General features: G+C 48.8%; 16 protein-coding genes. 6 read left to right on the top strand and 10 right to left on the bottom strand.

Translation table 11 applies throughout. From position 1 onward, the window contains the following. Positions 1-54 precede the first annotated feature (54 nt). From serA to VN429_RS11010, 4 genes are read right to left on the bottom strand one after another with little or no spacing between them, the layout of a single operon-like run. Positions 55-1,686 (bottom strand): phosphoglycerate dehydrogenase, encoded by a 1,632-nt coding sequence (serA, locus tag VN429_RS11025; protein WP_325633254.1) that lies wholly within the window; start codon positions 1,684-1,686, stop codon positions 55-57. Between the two features lie 54 nt (positions 1,687-1,740). After that, entirely contained in the window at positions 1,741-3,156 is a 1,416-nt protein-coding gene (gene purF / locus VN429_RS11020; RefSeq protein WP_325633252.1) for an amidophosphoribosyltransferase, read from the bottom strand. 2 nt (positions 3,157-3,158) lie between these two features. Further along, positions 3,159-3,341, bottom strand: coding sequence for a 50S ribosomal protein L37e (locus VN429_RS11015; RefSeq protein WP_109969871.1), 183 nt, complete (start codon positions 3,339-3,341; stop codon positions 3,159-3,161). Between the two features lie 14 nt (positions 3,342-3,355). Further along, positions 3,356-3,583, bottom strand: a complete 228-nt coding sequence (locus tag VN429_RS11010; RefSeq protein WP_109969872.1) for an LSM domain-containing protein — start codon at positions 3,581-3,583, stop codon at positions 3,356-3,358. A gap of 141 nt (positions 3,584-3,724) precedes the next feature. Here VN429_RS11010 and VN429_RS11005 point away from each other — a divergent pair, with 141 nt between their 5' ends. From VN429_RS11005 to VN429_RS10995, 3 genes are all read left to right on the top strand, one after another. Continuing rightward, positions 3,725-4,222: an RNA-binding protein gene (locus VN429_RS11005; protein WP_325633248.1), complete on the top strand. Its 498-nt coding sequence runs from the start codon at positions 3,725-3,727 to the stop codon at positions 4,220-4,222. 71 nt (positions 4,223-4,293) lie between these two features. Further along, complete coding sequence (locus VN429_RS11000; RefSeq protein WP_109969874.1) at positions 4,294-4,653, top strand: cell division protein SepF; 360 nt, start codon at positions 4,294-4,296, stop codon at positions 4,651-4,653. Continuing rightward, complete coding sequence (locus VN429_RS10995; protein ID WP_325633245.1) at positions 4,654-5,184, top strand: ZPR1 zinc finger domain-containing protein; 531 nt, start codon at positions 4,654-4,656, stop codon at positions 5,182-5,184. It abuts the gene before it with no gap. A gap of 8 nt (positions 5,185-5,192) precedes the next feature. On the opposite strand, the gene purM is transcribed toward VN429_RS10995, so the two are convergent. Together purM and VN429_RS10985 are read right to left on the bottom strand one after the other, a co-directional pair. Next, on the bottom strand, positions 5,193-6,194 hold the full coding sequence (gene purM, locus VN429_RS10990) for a phosphoribosylformylglycinamidine cyclo-ligase (RefSeq protein ID WP_325633243.1): 1,002 nt from the start codon (positions 6,192-6,194) through the stop codon (positions 5,193-5,195). Beyond that, complete coding sequence (locus VN429_RS10985; protein WP_325633241.1) at positions 6,194-7,597, bottom strand: aspartate kinase; 1,404 nt, start codon at positions 7,595-7,597, stop codon at positions 6,194-6,196. Before VN429_RS10985 ends, purM begins: the two co-directional genes overlap by 1 nt. A gap of 62 nt (positions 7,598-7,659) precedes the next feature. Here VN429_RS10985 and tfrA point away from each other — a divergent pair, with 62 nt between their 5' ends. The 3 genes from tfrA to VN429_RS10970 are packed head-to-tail and all read left to right on the top strand — an operon-like array spanning position 7,660 to position 12,000. Continuing rightward, positions 7,660-9,285 carry a fumarate reductase (CoM/CoB) subunit TfrA gene (gene tfrA, locus VN429_RS10980; protein ID WP_325633256.1) on the top strand — a complete coding sequence of 542 codons (1,626 nt, stop codon included), beginning with the start codon at positions 7,660-7,662 and terminating at the stop codon, positions 9,283-9,285. After that, complete coding sequence (tfrB, locus tag VN429_RS10975) at positions 9,282-10,727, top strand: fumarate reductase (CoM/CoB) subunit TfrB (RefSeq protein WP_325633239.1); 1,446 nt, start codon at positions 9,282-9,284, stop codon at positions 10,725-10,727. Before tfrA ends, tfrB begins: the two co-directional genes overlap by 4 nt. 31 nt (positions 10,728-10,758) lie before the next feature. Then, complete coding sequence (locus VN429_RS10970; protein WP_325633237.1) at positions 10,759-12,000, top strand: DNA methyltransferase; 1,242 nt, start codon at positions 10,759-10,761, stop codon at positions 11,998-12,000. A gap of 6 nt (positions 12,001-12,006) precedes the next feature. Here the strand turns inward: VN429_RS10970 and VN429_RS10965 are convergent, their stop codons facing one another. The 4 genes from VN429_RS10965 to VN429_RS10950 form a co-directional block, all read right to left on the bottom strand. Further along, complete coding sequence (locus VN429_RS10965) at positions 12,007-13,161, bottom strand: FAD-dependent oxidoreductase (protein WP_325633235.1); 1,155 nt, start codon at positions 13,159-13,161, stop codon at positions 12,007-12,009. Positions 13,162-13,215: 54 nt separating this feature from the next. After that, positions 13,216-13,725 carry a hypothetical protein gene (locus tag VN429_RS10960; protein ID WP_325633233.1) on the bottom strand — a complete coding sequence of 170 codons (510 nt, stop codon included), beginning with the start codon at positions 13,723-13,725 and terminating at the stop codon, positions 13,216-13,218. A gap of 77 nt (positions 13,726-13,802) precedes the next feature. After that, complete coding sequence (locus VN429_RS10955) at positions 13,803-14,774, bottom strand: hypothetical protein (RefSeq protein ID WP_325633231.1); 972 nt, start codon at positions 14,772-14,774, stop codon at positions 13,803-13,805. Further along, entirely contained in the window at positions 14,771-16,585 is a 1,815-nt protein-coding gene (locus VN429_RS10950; RefSeq protein WP_325633229.1) for a hypothetical protein, read from the bottom strand. Before VN429_RS10950 ends, VN429_RS10955 begins: the two co-directional genes overlap by 4 nt. Positions 16,586-16,654: the final 69 nt, after the last annotated feature.

Genomic DNA, 16,654 nt, shown 5'->3' with positions numbered 1-16,654 from the left:
GTAGGGAGGACGACTATATAAAAATTATTGTTTTTGTTTGAATCTATTCACCGGTTAGAGCCGTGCAAACTTTGCTGAATATATCCCAGGCATTCCCCGGATGGCTTCCATAACTCCTTCAGGAACATCACCGTCAACATTCAGGACCATGATTGCTTCTTCTCCGGCTTTGAATCTTCCAACCTGCATTCCAGCGATATTAATCTGACTTTCTCCGAGAATGGTAGAAGCACGCCCGATAACTCCTGGCTTGTCCAGATGACGTGAGATGATGACCGCGCCTTCTGGGATCATATCCATCGTGTATCCAGCGATAGAGACAATCCTGCTTCCTCCCTGATAGAGAACAGATCCTGAAATACAGAGATTTCCTGTATCAGTCACTACATTCATTGTCAGGAGGTTCTTGTATCCAGCTGACTCGGCAGTCTGGGTTTCAGACACAGAAATACCCCGGTCCTGGGCTACTACCGATGCATTGACCATGTTCACCGGGAACCGGAGAATGGGATCCAGAAGGCCCTTGATTGCCATATGAGTGATCAGTTTTGATGATGGCCCAATCGATCCAAGTTCTCCACCATAGATCATCTCAAGTTTCTGTATCCTGCCATCAGCGATCTGGACCAACAGGCGACCCATCTTCTCGGCTAGGATTGCAAACGGCTGGATAGAATCATGAAGGTCTGCAGGAATAATTGGCGCATTCACAACATACTTCGCACTTCCGCCAGTCAGGACTTCAAGACACTGCTTCGCTACCGAGATAGAGACATTCTTCTGTGCCTCGACAGTGCTTGCACCCAGATGTGGCGTGGTAATGATTCCGGGAATGCCAAGGAGCGGGGAATCCTTAGGAGGTTCTGACTCAAAGACGTCGATCGCTGCACCGGCAACCTTCCCTGATTTTACAGCATCAGCAAGCGCCTGTTCGTCGATGATTCCGCCACGCGCGCAGTTGATGATCCTGACCCCGTCTTTCATTGTCTTGATGGTCTGTGAATTTACAATATGACGGGTCTCTTTGATCAGGGGGGTATGAACCGTGATGATATCTGCCTGCTTGAAGAGATCTTCAAGACTCATCGACTGAATACCCATCGCTGCAGCCTTCTCTGTAGTGATGAAAGGGTCATATCCGATAATTTTCATGTCAAAGGAAGAGGCCCGCTTTGCAATCTCTCTTCCAATTCTGCCAAGACCCACAATACCAAGAGTCTTCTCGTTCAGTTCAACACCCATGAACTTGGACCGCTTCCACTCACCTGCCTGCATTGATGCATTTGCCTGTGGTGTATTTCGGCAGAGAGAGAGCATCATTGCCATGGTATGCTCTGTCGCAGCCAGCGTGTTACCCTCAGGGGCATTCGCAACGATGATTCCACGCTTTGTTGCGGCCTTCATATCGATATTGTCAACACCAGCCCCGGCCCTGCCGATGAACCGCAGTTTTTTACCTGCCTCAATTACTCTCTCGGTAACCTGCGTACCGGAGCGGACCAGAAGAGCATCATAGTTCTCAATGGTTGCAACAAGCTCATCCTCTGATAAACCAGTCTGCACATCAACCATCACCTTCTCTCTGAGAATTTCTATACCCTCTTCTGCAAGATCGTCACTAACAAGAACGTTAAATTTCACAGTACTCATTACTAGGTCGCCTGAAGATGACTTGATGGTTGTCATCTGAAAGCAGTTTCAGGATAGATAACGGCAGGATATCAAAGAGATTAAAAAAAGTCAATGGTGAAAGAGGTTTGTCTGAAAATCACGGTCAACGATTGTGATACACCGGTTATCACATACCTCATTGGTGATCTCAACCGGATAACAGCCGGTAAGACACCCAAGACAGAGATCTTCCTGTGGGATCCCGATTGCTTCTACAAGTGCAGAAACCGAAAGGTAGTGAAGTGATGTCGCGGTGATACTTTTGCGAACTTCCTCAACATCCTTGTCACTGCCGATGAGTTCAGTCCGGGTAGGCATGTCAACCCCCAGGTAGCATGGAGCCTTGATGATGGGAGAGCCGATCCTCATATGAATCTCTTTTGCCCCTGCATCCCTCATCGTTTCAATGATTCTCCGGGAAGTTGTTCCCCGCACAATTGAATCATCAACCAGAACCACCGAGCGGTTATTCAGGTGATCAGGGATAGGATTGAGTTTGATCCTTACAGCCTGTTCACGCTTTTTCTGGGTTGGCATGATAAATGTCCGACCCATATACCGGTTCTTTATCAGACACTCCTTAAAGGGAATGCCGGATTGCTCAGAGAAACCTACTGCATACGCTGTGCCGGAGTCAGGAACCGGGCAGACAACATCTGCTTTCACTGGTTCATCATCAGAGATCTGGGCACCTATCTTTCTGCGCACATCATACACGAGCGAGCCGTCGAGACGTGAATCCGCTCTCGCAAAGTAGATGTACTCAAAGACACAGTGTCCCCGATGTCGTGCCTCGGCAATCTGCTTAGACCTGACTCCATCCTGATTGATGTGAATCATTTCACCAGGATATACATCGCGCTCAAGTGTTCCAGCCAGCGCATCAATGGCTACACTCTCTGAACAGATGACATACGAATCACCAGCCTTGCCAAAGCAGAGCGGGCGAATACCATGAGGATCACGAAACGCATAGAGATCTCCATCGTACATCATCACAACCGAGTACGAGCCCTTCAGACACTCCATGCACTTGCGAACAGCGTCTTCAATAGTGCCGCCTTTCCTGATCTCTTCGGTTATGATCTTAGAGATGATCTCAGTATCAGAGGTAGACCAGAATATCTGCCCCTTATCCTCGAACTTTGTCCGAAGATCACGGTAGTTGACCAGGTTGCCATTGTGGGCTATTGCAATCACATGTCCGCGGAAACTGAAAAGAAACGGCTGGATATTCTCTGGCCGGTTCTCTCCGGTTGTTGGATACCGGACATGGCCAATACCTACCGAACCGGAAAGCGAACTGAGTGTAGCCTCTGAAAAGACTTCTGATACAAGGCCATTACCTTTGAACTTACACAGTCCGCTTCCGTTAAAAGTGGCAATCCCGGCACTTTCCTGACCGCGATGCTGAAGCGCGTACAGCGCATAATAAAGAGAAAAGGAGACGTCGGCACAATTACTGATGCCAACGATACCGCACATGATTAATGAGTTGCTTCTTTTGGCCGCTTGTTAATCCAGCGGTATCCACGAAGTCTTGGGCTCCGTCCAAATCCACATGAAGAACATATCTTGTGTCTCTTGTGGTAGGACATCTTTCCACACCGCCGGCAGGTGATGTGGGTCTGCGTCTGACGCTTTCCGCGTGATGGTGTTCCTTTTGACATAGACTCGTTACCTCTTATTGAACTGACGGGGAGATGTAGATGACATTATCGCCGCGGATAATCAGGGTGCCGATACTTGCAGGCTGCCCGTTTATCTCCTCCTCTGCCTTATCGAGGACGAGGTTCATGTGGACATCATATCCCTGCAGGACGCCCCGGATTTCACGTCCGCCTTTCAGAGATACCAGTACCGGTTGCCGGTTGAGGACCTGATCTAAAATATCCATAGGTCTTTTGGTCATATTACTACCCTGTGTAACTCGAGATGAGTGAATAGATTGAGAGTGGACGGTACTTAAACATTTTCCGAATCCACCCTCCGGGTTTCAGGCCCGTTATCTACAGACATATATGGGTTTGATCATCAAAATGATACCTGATATATGGGTAAAATAATTGCAAAACGGCGCCATCCGATCAGGAAGTCACAGGTTGCTGAACTCATCGAGTCTCTGAACGAGGAGATAGGGGCGTCTGCTGAACTCTTTACTGCCAAAACCATCGAGGTGCTTGAGACAGGTACGCAGCTCCACATTTATCTCGTTGATAAAGAACCGCTGCTTCTTGAGAAAGACGGTGTTCTCTTTCCAAGTCTTAAGGGCGCACTTGCAAGACCCTTTCCTGAAAGACGCATAGTCGTTGACATGGGTGCAGTTTCATTTGTCATAAACGGTGCAGACATCATGCGCCCGGGAGTTAAATCAGTGAGCCCTGATGTAAAAGCAGGAAGACCTGTTCAGATAGTTGACGAACGTCATGGAAAACCGCTGGCCCTTGGAATTGCCCTCTTCGATGCTGAAGACCTCATGGCACAGGAGAAAGGCAAGGTTATCAAAACATTCCATCATGTCGGAGATGAGATCTGGACCGTTGAACTCTGATACAGGAAATTCGCCGGAAAATACCACGGAAACCAGCATCTTTAATATTGAGCACACAAAAAGGTTTTGTTATGGGACTTCGTGACCTTATCTTCAGGCCCAAAGATAACAGTGATCCTGACCAGTATAAAGAACTCCCCCTGAAGGATTACGAGGGTGAGAATCCTGCACTGCTTGTAAAGGTGGCAACCGTCACCAGCCTGCGGGAGAGCCAGATAGTTAAGGATCAGATCTATGATGGCGATATCGTTATAGTTGATATCAACCGGCTCAAGATGGACAAGATCAATTACGAGCGGGTGATGAAGGACTTTTACCAGGTTGCGCGTGATGTTGACGGAGATATCGTCGGTCTCGGGGACCAGCAGTATGTAATCATCACCCCCCGCAATGTCAAGATATCACGCGACCGGATCGGTGGCGGTGCCTGAGTGCGTCAGGAGGTCAGGGGAGCCTGCCCGGCCTGTGGTGAAGAGGTCGAATATCTCTATGAGACCGAAAATATACCCTATTTCTCCGAGATCCTGATCATCACATGCTCCTGTCCACTCTGCGGTTACAGATTTTCCGATGTCCAGTCTCTGACTTCCCGCGAGCCCGTGCGGATAGAATTCCCTGTCACATCAGAAGAGGATCTGATGGTCAGAGTTGTCAGAAGCACACAGGGAGAGATCCAGATACCTGAGCTTGGTGTTGAGATCACACCAGGTCCTGCATGTGAGGGTTTTGTCTCCAATGTGGAGGGTATCCTCATGCGAATTGACAAAGTCCTTGACGGTGCGATCATCGATGGCGATGATGAACAGCGCAGAAATGCAATGGATCTCAAGGAGAAGATTGCACAGGTAAAAACCGGATCATTTCCGATAACCCTAATCATTATTGATCCAATGGGTAACTCTGTGATAGATTCAGATCGAGCGAAAAAAGAGTCCTATGATATCTGTACCGATTCGCTCTGATTTAAGAGCTATCGGATCTCTTTTCCTTTCAGCAATACACCCGGCTGCTCGGTGACCCTGCCGACAATTTTTGCATCTGGGAAGATAGAACTGACTGCTGCCACACCTGATTCAGGTACAATGCAGACATATCCCATCCCCATGTTAAAGGTCCGATACATCTCACTGTCAGAAATTTTCCCTTTCTCCTGGATCCAGCGATAGATCTCCTGGGGCTCGAGCGGTGTATCGACAGAGAACCCATACCCGGAGAGTCGGGTAAGATTGAGGAGACCGCCACCGGTAATGTGACACATGCCATGAACCTGAGTAATAGCAGTGAGTTTCAGAACTTCAGCATAGATACGAGTTGGAGTGAGCAGGATTTCTCCGATTGTCCGGCCATTACTGAGTCGTTCATCATATGAACCATGCTCAGTAACCATCCTCCTGGCAAGTGTCAGACCGTTGCTGTGGATACCAGACGAGGGGATGCCAACAATGAGGTCTCCCGGGACAACCTTCTCACCGCTTATCACCTTATCCTTCTCCTGAATTCCAAGGCAGGCACCGGCAAGGTCTAAACCCTGAACTAATCCCTTCAGAGTGGCGGTCTCACCCCCGACAATTGAGATATTGGAAAGGTGGGCCCCCTCGTTTAAACCAATTCCAATCTGTTTCATCTGTTCAAGTGAGAGAGCATTTGTTGCAACATAATCGACAAACGCCACAGGCTCCAGGTTCATGACATAGAGGTCGTTGACATTCATCGCGATGCAGTCTATCCCTACAGTTGACCAGTCTTTCAGTTCATCGGCGATGAGCATCTTGGTGCCGACCCCGTCAACTGCAAGTGCAAGGACATGGGAGCCAAAATTTACAAACCCGGCAAAATGACCGATGTCTGAAGCCATCTGGTATTCGCCGTTTCGTTTGAAAGTCAACTGAGAAACCAGCGCCTTTACAGCCTGGGCCTCAAGGTCAATATCAACCCCGGCTTCCCGGTACGCATCCTTATTGTTGTCTGTCATCAGCATTCCTCACACTTGGTAGAGAGTTCAAACTCTTCATGGAGGACCATCACAGCTCTGGGTCCGTCCTCCTGTTTTACCACAAACGATATGTTTACCTCAGAAGAGCCCTGCGAGATCATCATAGCATTAATCCCGGCTTTTCCAAGAGCAGAGAACGTTCGTCCGGCTGTCCCGGCCATACCAGCCATACCTGAACCAACAACTGCGACAGCACATACATCTTCGTTTGCAGTGATCTCCCTGAAGACACATCGCTCCTTCAGCGGTTGCAGGGCATCCTTGGCAGTCTGTACTTGCTTTTCTTCGATGATTAGAGAGATATTTGCTTCAGAAGAGCCCTGGGAGATCATCATCACGTTGATCTGATTCTCAGCAAGGATAGAGAAGATATGCTTGGCTACCCCCGGTCTTCCAATCATCTGGGCACCGGTGATGGTGATGGCTGCCACTTTGTCAATGAAGGTAATGGCCTTCACCACCCTCGTCTCACGACGCTCACCCTTCTCAATGCAGGTACCCGGATAAGAAGGATTGAAGGTATTCTTCACCCATACGGGGATATTCTTCTGCATTGCAGGCTCGATCGAGCGTGAGTGCATAACCTTGGCTCCAAAGTAGGAGAGTTCCATAACCTCGATATAAGAGATCCTGGGGATTACACGCGCATCTTTGACCAGTCTGGGATCAGTGGTCATAATTCCATCCACATCAGTCCAGATCCAGATCTCATCTACCATGAGTGCAGCACCAAGAATAGCGGCTGTGTAGTCTGAACCGCTTCGCCCAAGAGTGGTTACAACACCCTTCTCAGTAGATCCCATGAATCCCATAACCACCGGGACAGAGGTTGCGATGAGAGGTTCAAGACGGGAGCGAATCCGTGCTTCTCCAGCTGGCAGCGCAATTGCATCACCGTGGTTGCCAGTTGTCAGAATTCCAGCCTCACATCCGTCAAGGGCCAGAGAAGAGATCCCCCGTTGCCTGATTGCAGCACTGATTATTGGTGCATTCAACCGCTCCCCAAATGAGATCACATAATCGCGTGATCGGGAGGTAAGTTCCCGCAGATGAAAAACAGCATGGAGAAAATCATGGAGGTTGTTAATCGCCCTGATAATAACCTCGCTTGTTTCAGAATAATAATCAGGAGCGACCGCCTGAAGGGTGGTCAGGTGAGTGGATGTAAGATATTCGACAAGGATGCTCACTGCCGAAGTGTCTCGGGAGCTGACCATCTGCTCTGCAGTCTCAATGATCCGATCAGTTACACCGCGCTGTGCCGAGACCACGACCACCATTTGATCACCTTTTGCCAGATGACTGGTGATGATATCCATGGTCTTGCCAACGGCATCAGCATTCTGGACAGAGGTCCCCCCAAATTTCATTATGAGCTTCATTCAGCCGCAACTCTCATACTAAGTACTTTTTATCTCATTTTAGGATGCACCCTACTATTAAGATGAAGGTCAGGGAGATCATCAGTTCGCATGTTCTGGTCATCGGAAGCGGTGGCGCCGGAGTCAGGGCTGCCATCGAAGCATCGGCACATGGAGAGTGTGTTCTGGTCGCAAAGACCATTGCCGGAAAAGGTGGCTGCACCATCATGGCAGAGGGCGGGTATAATGCCGTCCTGAACTGCGATGACAAAACTGATGATCACTTCGCTGACACCATGAAAGGGGGAGCCTTCCTCAATAACCTAGAACTTGTCAGAACTCTTGTAACCGAATCACCAGAAAGAATCCGGGATCTCCTCTCCTGGGGAGCCGTTTTTGATGTCACAGGCGAATGTTCCCTGGCTCAACGTCCATTTGGAGGACAGTGTTTTCCTCGGACCTGTTTTGCAGGTGACCGCACAGGCCATGAGATGATGATCACCCTGATGGATCGCCTGGCAGCAACACAGGTCAGAATCTGTCATGAGGTGACGATCATATCTTTGCTCTGTGAGGGTGGGCGGGTTATCGGTGCTGCCGGTCTCAACAGAAATGGAGAACTCATTGAATTTCTTGCCGACGCAGTGGTCCTTGCAACAGGTGGTGGAACCCGGGTGTATGATATTTCTACCAACTCAACAAGCGGAACCGGTGACGGGTATGCAATGGGATTTCGCGCAGGTGCAGAACTCATCGACATGGAACAGGTCCAGTTCCATCCCACTGGTGCCGTGTATCCTTGGGATGCCCGGGGCCGTCTTGTGACAGAGGCAGTCAGGGGAGAGGGAGGTGTTCTAAAAAACGCGCTCGGCGAGCGGTTTATGACCCGGTACGATCCCCAGCGGATGGAACTCTCAACCCGTGATGTTGTAGCACGGGCTGCAGCCACTGAGATCAGGGAAGGACGTGGAACACCACACGGCGGTGTCTGGCTTGATATTTCACACCGCTCTTCTGAAGAGATAGAAACCAGGCTTCCAACTATGCTTGAACAATTCCTGATGTTCGGCGTTGATATTCGGAAAGAACCGATGGAAGTCGCACCCACTGCGCACCATATCATGGGAGGTCTACGCATCGATCCTGAATGCAGAACATCAGTGCCTGGTCTGTTTGCCTGTGGTGAGGTTGCAGGAGGTGTTCATGGTGCAAACAGACTTGGTGGCAACGCCCTTGCAGAGACACAGGTGTTTGGGAGAAGGGCTGGTGACTCAGTTGGTAAAGAGCCGGTCCGCGAGAAGAACCTGAACAATTCTGCAATCCAGCCGGTGATCAAGACTCTCATGGAATTTTCTGAAGGACATAATCCTGCTCATGAGGTACGGGCACGACTTCAGGAGGCGATGTGGAACGGGGCAGGAATATTCAGGAACAAGGATGCACTTCAGCAGACCTTAAGCGAGATTGACTCACTTGACCAGGTCAGGATGAAAGCCACAATTCCGGAAGAATTTGCAGAATGCTGTATTGTGAAAAACATGATGACTACCGCCCGCCTTATCGTGCGTTCTGCCCTGACTAGAGAGGAATCTCGCGGTGCCCATGTCAGGACTGACATAACCCAGGATTGGGATAATGCATCCTCCCCCTTCGGTCACACTCATATCAGCCAGAAAGGTGTCTCGATAGAACACAGGGAGGCAGCATGATCAACCTGAATGTCCGGGTTTCACGATTTGATCCTGCAAGAGATCAGAAACCGCAAACAGAACAATACACTGTTGATGTGAATGAAGGAGCACGCATTCTCAATGTTTTGCAGGCGATCCAGAGCCAGGATCCCACCCTTTCATTCAGGTCCAGTTGTCGTGCAGGTCAGTGTGGAAGTTGTGCAGTCAGGGTCAACGGTGAGCCTGCTCTTGCCTGCATGACCGAGGCAACAGACGGGATGCTCATCGAACCACTGGATCTTCCTGTAATCAAAGACCTGGTTGTTGAACTTGTCAGGGGTATCAACTCAATCCCCCGTATCCGCCCTTGTGACTGTCATGATATCCCGGATCCTGCACTAATTGCAAGACTAAAACCACTCCGTGATTGCATTGAGTGCCTCTCATGTGTTTCAGCCTGTCCAGCGATGAAGGTGACAGAATTTATTGGACCCACCTCAATGCGTGCACAGATGAGGATCGCTCTTGATCCTCGTGAGACAGGAAACAGGATCAGGGATGCAATCACCCAGGGACTTTTCACCTGTACCAGTTGCCAGAGATGCCGGGTCGTCTGCCCGAAAGAGATCGAGATACCGGGAAAAGCGATCGAGAAACTTCGTGAGATCGCAAACCGCGAAGGACTTACTCTCCCACGGCATCAGGCAGTTGCAGATCTTGTAAAAAGAACAGGACGAAGCGTTGAGACATCTGACAAAACATTTCTCGATCAGGTCCCAGATGTCATCGAACCCTTTGGCGAGGTGAAAGGTGAGGTAGGATTTTTTGTCGGCTGTATGTTCAACGGAAGGCTCCCTGAACGTGCACTTGATCTACTGGAAGTAATGAAACGCGTCGGTATCAGAGTCATAATTCCAAAGGATCAGATCTGCTGCGGTTCGCCCCTTATAAGAACAGGACAGACCTCGTTTCTTGATGAAATCAAAGAGAAAAATATCCGGGCATTCAAGAGCCGAGGAATCACAACAGTGATGACAATGTGCGCAGGGTGTGGTTCAACCCTGAAGCATGACTATGAGACCCCATTTACTGTTAAAGATGTCACCGAAATACTGACAGGGATAGAGATTCCAGAGCCTGCCCGTCTTGATGAGATAGTGACCTACCACGATCCCTGCCACCTCATGAACGGACAGGGAATCAGTGAGCAGCCCAGAGAGCTGATCCGGAGAGTCGCAGGATCTTTTGTGGAGATGCCAGCGCAGTGCTGCGGATCTGGCGGGGGAGTCAGGTCAGGAATTCCCGAAGAGGCTGCCGCACTTGGAGAGCTGCGAAGAAGCGCCATCGAAGCGACAGGTGCTGATTCAGTAATTACGATCTGCCCATTCTGCGAATACCATATTCAGGAACATACAAAAAAACCGGTTAAAAATCTGATGACTCTCCTGCTTGACGGCTACCGGAAAAAAGAGGGTAAGTAACATCAGAATGAGCCGGCGAGATCCTGCGGAGGTGGATACATACCTTCGGTCTTTTATTCTTGAAGATGACTTTTCAGGCCAGCGTACTCTCAGCGAAGGGACAACACTTCAGGACGTCATCTCAGTTTCAGGGGAGAATGTAACCAGGTACACAAATGAGTTCTGGACAGCGCGACAGAGACAGGCTTCCAAAGTGCAGGAGATATCATACCGTGCCTGTTTCAAACCACAACTTCCCAGGTTTTTCATCAAACTTCTAACAGAGCCGGGAGATCTTGTGTATGATCCGTTTGCAGGAAGAGGAACGACATCTCTTGAGGCTGGTCTTCTTGGAAGAAAGGTGGTTGCAAATGATATCAACCCCCTCTCCCGGATTCTTACGGTCCCAAGATTTTTTATCCCTGATCCAGTAGAAGTCAAAGCAAGGCTTCTTTCAATTCCGTATAAATCCGGGTTCAAGGCTCAACGTGATCTCTCCATGTTTTATCATCCGGAGACTGAGGCAGAGATCCTTTCTCTCCGGGCGTATATCCTGAACCGTCAACATACTAGCAGCCTGGACCATTTGGATCAGTGGATCCGAATGGTTGCAACCAACCGGCTGACCGGACATTCTCCCGGTTTCTTTTCAGTATACACCCTCCCGCCAAACCAGGCAGTCTCACAAGAGCGACAGATCAAAATAAATGAGACACGGGGGCAGCAACCCACATACCGGAACACCAGGGATATTATCCTGAAAAAAACCCGGATTCTTGTGAAGGATCTAACCAGACAGGAGATCCAAAACCTTCATGAAGCGGGAGAAAAAATTCAGTTTATAACAGGAGATGCTCGACAAACACCTTCGATAGAGGAAAATTCTGTTTTTCTCACAGTTACATCACCTCCATTTCTTGATATCGTTCAGTACGCTGCTGACAATTGGCTTAGATGCTGGTTCAATGGTATTGATGAAGAGGAGATAGGAAAAAAGATAACCAAACTCCAAAAAGTGACTGATTGGACTGATGTGATGCAGGGAGTTTTTCATGAACTCTTCAGGATCACACGACCTGGTGGATGGGTAGCCTTTGAAGTCGGGGAAGTGAGGAACCGGACAGTCATGCTTGATGAGGTGATTGTCCCGGTTGGAATAAGCGCCGGGTTTACCTGTGTTGGGATTGTGGTGAACAGCCAGGAATTTACCAAAACCGCAAACATATGGGGGGTATCAAACATGGAGATCGGCACCAACACCAACCGGATAGTGCTCTTTCAAAAAGAGAGATAAACCAGATTAGTGGTTTACCATCAGATAATCAAAGGCAGACAGCGCTGCTTTTGCCCCTTCACCGGCTGCAATAATGATCTGCTTGCCTAGAACAGCAGTAACATCACCGGCTGCAAAAATACCAGGTGCATTTGTCCGACAGTTGATATCAATAACAATCTCTTTCATATAATTGAGGTTCACAAGCCCTTCCAGGAAACCAGTGTTTGGTACCCAGCCTATCTCAGTGAAGAGGCCGTCAACATTCAGCTCTTCACCCTTCCCGGAAGAACGTTCGTTGATCACGATACCACTGAGCCGATCAGTTCCTTTGAGTTCAGCCACCTCTGAACCAAGATGGATGATAATATTTGAATGGTTTTTAATCTTCTCCTCGTAAACTGCATCAGCTCGTATCTTGCTCCTGACAATAAGATGCACAGTTGTAGCAATATTGCTCATCTCAATGGCAGTCTGCAGTGCCGAGTTCCCGCCACCAACAATAGCGACGACCCGCTCTTTGAAGAGTGGTCCATCACATGTGGCACATACTGATATCCCCCTGCCGGTAAACTCCTCCTCGCGCTCAAGCCCAAGTCGCTTGGGCCGTTTACCCTGGGCGAGAATGACACTTTTCCCTTTGAACTGTTTTTCTGATGCGGTCTTAACGATGTATCCACCAGTTGTGGGAAGAAGTGATGCAATCTGATCGAGTTCGATCTTGATATCAGTCTGCCTCACCTGTTCCTCAAACTTTGACATCAGTTCATCGCCGGTGATCATCCGGTAGCCCATGTAATTTTCAATATTCCAACTCTCAAGAGCCTGACCACCGATATCTTCAGAAATGACGATGGTTTTCAGATTCTTACGAGCACAGTACAGTGCCGCAGTCATCCCTGCCGGTCCTGCACCGGCAATGATGATATCGTAGACTGAAGACACATCACTACTGCCAAACAATTCAGAGAGCCGGTTTGAATCAAAACCAACAATCACCTCATCATCAACAGTGATGACCGGTACCCCATACTGGCCGGACTTTTCAACCATCTCTTTTGCTGCCGTGCGATCGACACCAACGTCAATACTCCGGTATTCAACCCCGTATCGATCAAGAAAGGCCTTGGCTAGACGACAGTAAGGGCAGTTCTGCGTTGAATAGACGGTCACCTGTGGCATACAGGTGGATATGCAGTGGGAAGATATGAAGGTGCGGGAAAAAGGGAGTGACAGTTATGATCGTCGCGCAAACAGTACCAGTGCTAGAAGACCTGCAACAATAGGAGCACCGATCATAGGTGCTGCCTTCGTTGGTTCTGTTTTCGGGAGATCAGGAGTATTGGTCTGCTGGGACGGAGTGACCGATGCATCAATACTTCCTGATACACCGGGTGCAAAGGTCAGATCCAGACGCTGGGATTCACCGGCGTAGAGTTTGACCTTCTGTGCTGCCTCCATTCCCTGAGCACTGAAGATAATATACTGACCGATCTGCTTTTCATCACCATTTACTACAAGACGCTTGTCAAAGGTGCCTGAACCTCCATATACACCAGCATCGACAACTGTGATGTTCCCTACTTCAGTCCCGTTAATTTTGGCTGAAATGACAGTTCCTGCAGGTATAGGGGCACCATTGATCGTGGCGTTGCCATAGAACTCATAGGGCAGTGGTGGAATTGCAGACACACTACTGACAATGAAGATCAGTGATACTAGAATTATTCCGGCTTTCAGATACATGATATCAGCGTCCGAGTCTTTTGCCAAGCGGCAAGTCTCTCAGTACAATGGCACCCGGAAATAAATGGATTTGTCCCCTAGGGGTTAAGTTGCCCAGGTGCAGAGAGATAGATCCAATATCCTGCTCCTGGAACCAGAGGGGTTTTATCTGAATTTGGTCCTGAACCGCCTTTGATGATAGATTGCTGATACTGCTGATGTGCAGAATCAAACCCTACGACATATGTCCAGTCTGATAAGCATGCAAGAATGTCAGACGCTGGTTTTTGTGCCAATCCGGGTGGTCCAAAAATATTCCATCCTGATCCAAGAGAACGAGGGGATGTGGCTGGTCCCTGAACCCTGAGTGGAATGGTCAGTGCCTGTTCAGTGAAGATCCAGTATGCATTCATCGGAGAGAGAGCATCCGTCGGGCCGACTATACTCCACCCCTTCTGTGCATCATAGGTAAAGACTGAGTGCCCGGCACTTGGAACATTTCTGAACACTTCTGCGGTATCTGTTCCTGGCTGCATAATCATCGGGATACCAACAAAGTTCCAGCCAGGTACAAGTTGCAGGTTCAGGATCTGATCACCACCACTGTTCCCAACCGTGATCTGTCCGGGAATTGTCTGAGGAATAATTGCATTCCCGGCATCATCATCGAGTTGTTTAACCTCAACCATGATTTGAGTGCTTCCTGGTGATACCCCATTAAGGTTCAGTGTTGCAAGAGGTACATTTTTAGCTCCCGGACTAACAGCATCGTTCATGTCCAGAGCCCTGATGGTATAGGCAGTTCCATCACCATGTGCTGCATCAGAAAGAGTTGCCCAAGCAGGGAATGTTACCCCGGCTATTGTTGCAACCTGCGGGCTTTGAGGGTATACCGAGAAAACGTACCCGGAAAGGCCCTGATCAGCAGAGTCAAGAGAGATTGTCGCAGTACTGCTCATCCCTATTCCTGATATTGAGGCGGGAGAGATGGTGATAGTAGATGCACTACTGAATGCAGAGCACAAACCAGTAAGAAGCACAATTAATATCGCAAGGTACAATTTTTTCATCGGGAAGCCTCCTCAAACAATGCGGTGATATCCCCATAATCCAGAACTCCATTTCCATTGAAATCAAAGGCCTGGTTTGGAAGGTTTGCTTTTATCCAGTCAAAGTTATTGAAGAGTATAGGTGGATCCTGCAAGTCAATCTTCCCATTTCCATTCAGGTCTTCATATTTTCCATCATGATTAGGATCGCCGGGAATCTGAACAAACCCAGGAATCGCAACAAGGGTCGAATTTGATGTATTAGTCTGATTTGTATTTGCAGTTGCATTTCCAGGAGTCTGGTTGATGACTGTCGGAGGGATGACCAGCGTCTTATTTTCAGAACTATTTACTGGAACCGATGGTATCACCGGAGAAGTAGTGACATTCAAGACACTAGTACTGGTTGTATTATTTACCAGTTGGGGAAGTGGTGGCTGGGTTACATTCGTAGCAATGAGAGGAACTGTACCATTACCAGCACTCACATTACTTGTATTCACAGAAGCAGTCTGAACAGGTTCATTCGTTGATACATTTCCTGTACTTATCTTTACTGCCCAGAGGTCGCCATTTCCGATAATTCCACGGACGTCGCCATCAGATGAGCGTGTTGTTCCAACTACAGACAGATTCCCATCCTGCATCAGCCTGCCCCAGGACCCGCTATCATAATTACTTCCACCCAGTGTCCGCTGCCAGAGGATGGTACCGTTTCCATCAATCTCAGAGGTCCAGAGATCTGCATCGCCATGATTACCCAGAATATCACCATCTACAGAGAAGGTTTCCCCAACAAGGAAAGCGCCTCCCCGTGGAGACGGTTCTATCTTCCAGACATTATCACTGAAGTTCCCACCATACGTCTTCTCCCAGATCAAATTACCCTGGGATGAAAGTCGGAGAACCCATATGTCTCCTGCACCGTGATTAAGATGAACATCACCATCTGAAGACGCCGTCACTCCGGCAACCAGGAGATCGCCACCCGGCAGTTCTATCAGGGAATGACCCCAATCGAGTTTCGAACCACCATATGATTTCTGCCAGAGGAGAGTACCGTTTGCATCGGTCTTCATTACCCAGAGATCGCTGCTACCGTGATTTGATGTAACATCTCCATCACTGGAATAGGTATTTCCAGTCATGGCATACCCACCATCTGATGTTCTGATGATACTACTACCACTATCCCGCTTTGATCCACCAAACGTCTTCTGCCATACAATTGAACCAGTTTGATTTAGATGCAACATCCAGAGGTCTCCACCCCCATGATGACCCGTCACATCACCATCATTGGACATAGTGTACCCTACCAGCATGTAACCACCATCAGGAGTCTGGATGATATCTCCACCTTCATCAGTCATATTCCCCCCATACACATGTTTCCAGACTGGTTCACCTGAAGATGAAAGTTTAATCACCCAGAGATCGCCGTTGTCATGGTAACCTGATACGTCCCCGTTTGTCGATCCGGTAGTTCCAACGATGATGAAACTACCATCAGGGATGGTTTTTACTGAAAGACCGTAATCAGAACCATTCCCACCATATGCATGATTCCAAAGAGGTTTGCCATCCGGACCAAGCCGAACCACCCAGAGATCACCCTGACCTTTTGCCCCTGAAATATTAGCATCTTCAGAGTATGCAATCCCGGTAATGATCATCCCGTTATCTGAAGTCGTATCAACGCTATAGCCCCACTCCTCTCCAGCCTGACCGCCAAGAGTCTGCTGCCAGATAATATCTCCTGGGACTGCAGACACAATCTGGATAAGCAGTAGGAACCCGCATATAAATAGTCCTGTGAACACCTGTTTCATAGACCCTTAACCCCACATCTACAAAGATAGTTCTGAGGATATATGGGAAAAACTAATATCAAGGTTTCG

This window comes from Methanospirillum sp. (assembly GCF_035560735.1).
Classification (GTDB): domain Archaea; phylum Halobacteriota; class Methanomicrobia; order Methanomicrobiales; family Methanospirillaceae; genus Methanospirillum.
This window is presented reverse-complemented; position numbering and strand designations above follow the sequence as displayed.